Origin of the sequence: Phenylobacterium sp., assembly GCF_036263695.1 — a bacterium.
In the GTDB taxonomy this organism is placed as follows: Bacteria; Pseudomonadota; Alphaproteobacteria; order Caulobacterales; family Caulobacteraceae; genus Phenylobacterium.
In genome coordinates this window covers 1-6,222 of record NZ_DATAGM010000249.1, presented here as the reverse complement: position 1 = coordinate 6,222, position 6,222 = coordinate 1, and the positions used below count along the sequence as shown (strand labels likewise).

6 protein-coding genes and 1 tRNA gene are annotated in these 6,222 nt (G+C 70.2%); 2 read left to right on the top strand and 5 right to left on the bottom strand.

The window, feature by feature from the left end; all coding sequences use genetic code 11:
- Positions 1 to 63 precede the first annotated feature (63 nt).
- Positions 64 to 140 (top strand) — tRNA-Asp (locus VHK87_RS10055).
- 118 nt (positions 141 to 258) lie between these two features.
- Here the strand turns inward: VHK87_RS10055 and VHK87_RS10050 are convergent.
- Positions 259 to 726 carry an NUDIX domain-containing protein gene (locus VHK87_RS10050; protein ID WP_329634761.1) on the bottom strand — a complete coding sequence of 156 codons (468 nt, stop codon included), beginning with the start codon at positions 724 to 726 and terminating at the stop codon, positions 259 to 261.
- Between the two features lie 55 nt (positions 727 to 781).
- Between VHK87_RS10050 and VHK87_RS10045 the strand changes: the two genes are divergently transcribed.
- Positions 782 to 1,273 carry a nuclease gene (locus VHK87_RS10045; protein ID WP_329634760.1) on the top strand — a complete coding sequence of 164 codons (492 nt, stop codon included), beginning with the start codon at positions 782 to 784 and terminating at the stop codon, positions 1,271 to 1,273.
- On the opposite strand, the gene VHK87_RS10040 is transcribed toward VHK87_RS10045, so the two are convergent.
- The 4 genes from VHK87_RS10040 to VHK87_RS10025 form a co-directional block, all read right to left on the bottom strand.
- Positions 1,198 to 3,114, bottom strand: a complete 1,917-nt coding sequence (locus VHK87_RS10040) for an NAD(P)/FAD-dependent oxidoreductase (protein WP_329634759.1) — start codon at positions 3,112 to 3,114, stop codon at positions 1,198 to 1,200. The two genes, VHK87_RS10045 and VHK87_RS10040, sit on opposite strands and share 76 nt — an antisense overlap.
- Positions 3,115 to 3,174: 60 nt before the next feature.
- A complete protein-coding gene (locus tag VHK87_RS10035) occupies positions 3,175 to 4,086 on the bottom strand; it encodes an aldo/keto reductase (RefSeq protein ID WP_329634758.1) in 912 nt (303 codons plus the stop codon).
- Positions 4,087 to 4,128: 42 nt separating this feature from the next.
- The gene (locus VHK87_RS10030) at positions 4,129 to 5,493 is read right to left on the bottom strand and encodes an APC family permease (RefSeq protein WP_329634757.1); all 1,365 of its coding nucleotides are present in this window, start codon (positions 5,491 to 5,493) and stop codon (positions 4,129 to 4,131) included.
- Positions 5,494 to 5,515: 22 nt separating this feature from the next.
- Positions 5,516 to 6,222, bottom strand: a 707-nt coding sequence (locus VHK87_RS10025) for a class I SAM-dependent methyltransferase (RefSeq protein WP_329634756.1), incomplete at its 5' end; no start/stop codon positions are given.

The following is a 6,222-nucleotide window of genomic DNA, read 5'->3' as shown; positions in this document are numbered from 1 at the left end:
CTCCCGTTGACTAAAAGCAAGGCGGCGCCTATCAGACCGCCCTCGCTTCTAGCGAGCGCCTACGCGGGTGTAGCTCAGTTGGTTAGAGCGCCGGCCTGTCACGCCGGAGGTCGCGGGTTCGAGCCCCGTCACTCGCGCCATCAGGCCTAAGGGCCGAATCCCCAGATCTCAGTTCGCTCATCCCCGCGAAAGTGGAGACCGAAACCGACTCAGCGGCTGCTGATGGGTTCCCGCCTTCGCGGGAATGATCGGAGATAGCTAAGGTCCGAGCCGCGCAAGCGCCTCGACGACCAGCGGCGCTTGGCTCGGCAGGAGCTTGGACATCGCCGCCTCCGCGGGCCAGTAGGCGACCTTGTCGATCTCTGGGACCTCGATCATCCGGCCGGACCTCGGCGGCCACTCCATGCGGAAGGTGTTGCTGCGGAAGCCGGCGAGGTCGAGGTCGGCCTCGGCCAGCCAGCAGACCACGCGCTTGCCGCCTTTCTGGCGGATGGGGGTGAGCGGCTCGAACGGGCCGGCGATCGCCTGACCCACCTCCTCCTCGAACTCGCGGACGGCGCAGGCGAGCGGATCCTCGCCCTCGTCGATCTCGCCCTTGGGGATCATCCAGGCGCCGGCGTCGCGCTTCGCCCACAGCGGGCCGCCGGGATGGGCGAGCAGGAACTCGATACCGCCTTCTCCGCGACGCCAGACCAGCAGGCCGGCGCTGGTGCGTGTCGAACCCAACTGACCCTCCGTTCGCGGCAAGGTCTCGTTAACCCTGCCGGCGGACCTTGGCGGGATGTTGCGTCCCGCCCTCGCCGCCTTCGCCGCGCTCCTGTTAAGCGCCGCCGCCGCCCATGCCGATCCCTGCACCGCCATACCCGACAAGGGCCCGATGCCGGCCGGCCTAAAGCGCGGGGCGACCTTCTCCGGCAAGGTGACCTATGTGGGCGACGGAGATTCCCTCTGCGTCGCGACGGGCCCGCGGAAAGACCAGTGGGTCGAGGTGCGGGTGGCCGACTTCTACGCCCCCGAGATCAGCTCCAGTGAAGGCCCGGCAGCCAAGGCCGCGCTCTCCCGCATCGCCCAGGGCAAGCAGGCGACCTGTAAGGCCGAGAAGCGGTCCTGGGACCGGGTCGTGGCGACCTGCACGATCGATGGGCGCTCAGTCGCCGAACACATGCGACGGGCCGGCATTTCCGAGGGCGGCCGGGGTCAACCGACGGCGGCCTCGCGGTCCCTCTCCAGCACGAAGTCGTCGGGATTCGGCTCGAGCGTTGCGCGCCAGTAGTCCACCAGGCCGAAGGGCCAGTTCTGGGTGACCCGGCCGGCCTCGTTCTTGTACCAGCTGGTGACGTTCGGCGAGCCCCAGGCCATCAGCCGATTGGCCTCGTCGACCCGCTGATTGAACGCCTCGAACACCTCCCGCTTCGGCTCCAAAGCCTTGGCGCTGGTCTCGGCGATAAGCTTCAGGCAGCCCAGGATGTAGCGGACCGAGCACTCCGAGAAGAAGATGATCGAGCCGTTGACCACGATGTTGGTGTTGGGCCCATAGATCATGAACAGGTTCGGGAACCCCGGCGTGGTCATGCCGAGGTAGGCCCTGGGATCGCCGCCCCAGGTCTCGTGCAGGTCGCGTCCCTCCCGGCCCTTGATCTTCATCGGCCACAGGAACCGGCTGGCGTGAAAACCGGTGCCGTAGATGATCACGTCCACCTCGTGGAGGGCGCCGTCCTGCGTCCTCAACGCCCTGGGCGTGATCTCCGTGATGGGGTCGGTGACCAGCGAGACGTTCTCGCGCTTGAGCGCCGCCAGCCACACCCCGTTGTCCAGCAGCGCCCGCTTGCCGCCCACCGGGTAGCTGGGGACCACCTTATCGACGAGGTCCGGCCGGTCAGCCACCTGGCCCGCCAGGGCCTGGGCGATCATCTCGCGGAACATGGCGTTGGCGGCGCTGACGGCGCTCGGCGGGCCCTCCCAGGCCGGGTCGGCCTTCACGGCGGGGAGCAGGCCGTCGGTGACCATCCAGAACAGGAAGAAGCGGTACCACTTGTCATAGTAGGGCAGGTGCTCGAGCAGCCACTTGAAGCCCTCCGGCACGTCCTCGTGGTAGTGGGGCGTCGGGAAGCACCAGGGCGGCGTGCGCTGAAAGACCTTCAGGCTGGCCACGCAAGACGCGATCTCCGGCACGAACTGGAAGGCGCTGGCGCCGGTGCCGATCACCGCCACCCGTTTGCGCGCCAGGTCGACGTCGTGCCGCCATTCGGCCGAGTGGAAGGCCACGCCCTCGAAGCTCTCGCGGCCGGGGATGTCCGGATAGCGCGGCCGGTTCAGCTGTCCGACGGCGCAGATCACCGCGCTGGCCTCGAGGCTGACGTCCCGGCCGTCGGCGTCCACCGCCTTGACGCGCCAGAGCCCCCGCCCCTCGTCCCAGGTCATCTCCTCGACCGTGGTGCGGAACTGGATCTTCTCGCGCAGGCCGTAGCGGTCGGCGACGCTACGGAAATAGTCCAGCAGCACCGGCTGGGTGGAGAAGTGCTGCGGCCAGGCGTGGTTCGGCTCGAAGCTGTAGCTGTACATGTGGTTCGAGGAGTCTACACGGCAGCCCGGGTAGGTGTTCTCGAACCAGGTGCCGCCCACTTCGGGGTTCTTCTCCAGGATGGTGAAGTCGACGCCGGCCTGGGAGAGGCGGATCCCGGCCAGGATGCCGGACATGCCGGCCCCGATCACCACCACCTTCAGCCGCCGGCTCGCCTGTTTCAGCGGCGGCGCGTCCCACTTCGGATCCTTGGAGCTCTCCCCGCCCAGGGCCAGCTCGTCCATCAGGAAGTCCGCGTAGCCCTCCGGAATTTCGGCCCCCGCGACGAAGTCCATCATCCTGCGGACGCTATCGGTCGGCGGCGGGGGCGGAAGGGTCCTGTCGCCCGCCAGCCAGGCCTCGATCACCGGCTTGGCCGCGGCGCGGATCTTCGCTTCCTCTTCGGCCGAAAGGCCGGTGTCGCCGCGCGACAGCGGCGTGTAAGTGGGCTTCCACTCCGGCTTCAGCCACGAAGGGTCGCCCGTCAGGTGCACCAGGCACACGACCAGCGAAGGAAGGTGGGCAGCCTCCAGAGCCTCGTCGAGCGTGCTCATCGGCGTCTCCCCGTTGTCGTTGTTTTCTGGGGCGATTGCGGCGGCTTGCCTTACCGGAAGTCAACCCTGCGCGGCGCGGATCCGGCCCAGCAGCTCTGGGTTCAGCGTCCGCCCGGACGCGCCGAGGTTCTCCAGCAGATGCGCCATCCGCGTCGTGCCGACCACGGCGCAGGCGACATTCGGGTTGGCCAGCACATAGGCCAGCGCCGCCTGCGGGCCGGTCATCCCCTCTAGCCGGTGCAGGAAGCCGAACCGCGCGCCCCGCGCCACGTCCGCGCGGTGGTTCTTGAGGGCGCGAAGCGCGTACCAGACGTCGCGCGGCGAGTGCAGCTTCAGCACCTGGCGACCGGTGTGGCCCATGGCCAGCGCCATGCCGGCCAGCACCCCCTTCCCCGCCGCCGCGGCCCGCGCGATCAGCGGCTCGCGCTCGGGGCGCAGCACGTTGTAGTCGACCATCACCACGTCGAAGACCGGCAGCGTCAGGGCGTGCTCGATGACGCGCGGGTCGAAGCTGTTCAGCCCCACCGCGCGGCTCAGGCCCCGGTCCTTGAACCCCTGCAGCGTCGCCAGCAGCTCGTCCGTCAGTTCGCCGACGGCGGGCCCGTGCAGCTGCAGCAGCCCCACCGCCTCAACCCCGAGGTTGCGCAGGCTGCGCTCAAGGCTGACCGCGACGGCCGCAGGCGAAAAGTCCCGCGCGATCCGCCCGCCGCCGGCGTGATAGGTGCCGGCCTTGGTGGCGATCACCAGCCTATCGGTCGCCCGCCCCGCCAGGGCCCGCCCGAGCCGGGGCTCGGCCTCTCCGTGAGAGTAGCTGCCCCCTGTGTCGAAGAAGGTGACGCCGCGGTCGATGGCGGCGTGGACCAGGGCGCAGGCCTCGGCCTCCGGGAACGCCTTCATCCCCCACCAGCTGGCGCAGCCGAGGCCGATCTCGGAGACCGTCAGGCCGGTGCGGCCCAGGGGGCGGTAGAGCATGGCCCTATCTAGCCCGAAGCGCTGCGAAGGGAAGCGAGCCCCTCACTCGCCCTGCGCCGGCGCCTTGCGGTTGTGATCCGCTTCATCGCGCAGGACAGCCCAGACCAGCGGCCCGCCGGCCAGCAGCACCGCGACACCCAGCAGCGCGCCCATGCCCGTGTAGGCGATGCTGGAATAGAGCAGGTAGGCGGAAGTGGCGCAGAACAGAATCGGCGTGGCCGGATAGAGCGGGGTGCGGAACGGCCGGGGCGCGTTCGGCTCGGTCCGCCGCAGGCGCATGACCGAAAGCCCGACCAGCAGCATGAAAAACCAGAAGGTCGGCGCAGTGTAGTCGACCATCGCCTGGAAGCCGTCCCGAGTGGTCGCGCCGAAGGCGATCAGCCCCAGGCTCACGGCCGCCTGCAGCAACAGCGCCGGCGCCGGGTTCTCACCGCCCGCCCGCCATCCGCCCAGCCAGGACAAGATCCGCACGTCCCGCCCCAGAGCGTAGGAAGTTCGCGCGCCGGTGAAGATGGTGGCGTTGAGGGTGCTGAGCGCGGCGACGCACACCGCCAGGCTCAGCCCCCAGGCGCCGCCCTCCCCCACGCTCGCCCGCATCAGGTCCGCGCCCACCGCGTCGGCGGCGCGCAGCCCGTCCAGGCCCAGCACGGCCAGGAAAGCCAGGTTGACGATCAGGTAGATGGCGGCCACGGCGCCGAGCCCGAAGATGATCACCCGCACCGTGTCGCGGCCAGGATCGCGCAGGTCCTCGCCGAGGTAGGCCGCCTCGTTCCAGCCGCCGTAGGTCAGCAGCACGAAGACCATCGCCAGGCCCAGGGCGCCGCCCGACGCCTCGGAGGGCGGCGAGGCGGGCGGGGCCGGCAGGACGCCGAACTCCACGCCGGCCGCCACTATCGGCGCCAGCACCACCAGCGCGAACACCAGCGCCATGGACAGCAGGCGCTGGATCCCGACGGTCCCACCGCGACCTACGAGATTGAGCCCGGTGAGCGCCGCCACCGCCAGGGCCGCGTGGATCGCCGGGCCGCGCTGGCCGAGCGGCAGCAGTTGCTGGGCGTAGTCGGCGTAGGCGAAGGCGACCACGGCGATGGCGCCGGTCTGGATCACCGCGCCCCGCGCCCAGGCGAACAGCACCGCCAGCGGGCGGCCGAACGCGCGCTGGAGGTAGCGGTACTCCCCGCCGGCGCTGGGAAAGGCCGAGCCGAGCTCGGCGTAGCAGAGGCCGCCGATGATCGCGACCAGCCCGCCGGCCGCCCAGACGGCCACGTAGGCCGCCTCGTTGGGCACGTTCGCCGCCACCACTGGCGGCGAGCGGAACAGCCCCACCCCGATCACGATGCCGACGACGATCGCCGCGCCGTCCAGGGCCGACAGCCCTGGGCGGGGCGAAGGTCGCGGTGGCTCCACCCGAGGTTTCCTCAGAACCGGCTCACGAGACCTTGGCGGCCTTCCAGCCGCTCACGGCCTGGCCGGTCGACCCCGGCGGCGGCGGCGCGGGCGCGAGCGTGTTTCCAGCCAGACGGGCGGAGAACAGCCGTGGGCCCGACGGGCTGTCGTAGGCGAAGGCCAGGGTGTCGCCGCGCACCCGGCCGTCGCGGATGGGCCTCGACTGGCCCGCAATGGTCACAGTCCCGGACAGCTCCTGGAACTTCTGGGTGAGGTCCAGGCTCATGTCGCCGGCCTGGCCGCCGCTCACCCGCCAGCGGCCCTGCACCTGGGCCGGCACGATCCACAGATAGACGTTGGAGCCGTCGGCGACCGCCTCCTCGTCCGGCTTCCAGTCCTCCATGTCGAAGGCGTGGGAGACCACCCGCGTCCCCGGCTTCAGTTCGGAGAGGATGCGCGGACGCAGTTGCATGTTCACCGACGGCAGCAGGTACATGGTCACCACCGTCGCGTCGGAGATCTTGGTCTTGAACAGGTCCTGCTGACGAAACTCGACCTTGTCGCTGACGCCGGCCGCCTTGGCGTTGGCGTTGGCCTCGGCGATCCGCTGCGGGTTGATGTCCACGCCGAAGCCGCGGGCCCCGAACTTCTTCGCCGCCGCGACCGGGATCCGGCCATCGCCGGAGCCGAGGTCGATCAGGAAGTCGCTCTTCTGGACCTTGGCCATCTCGAGCATCTTGTCGACCACCG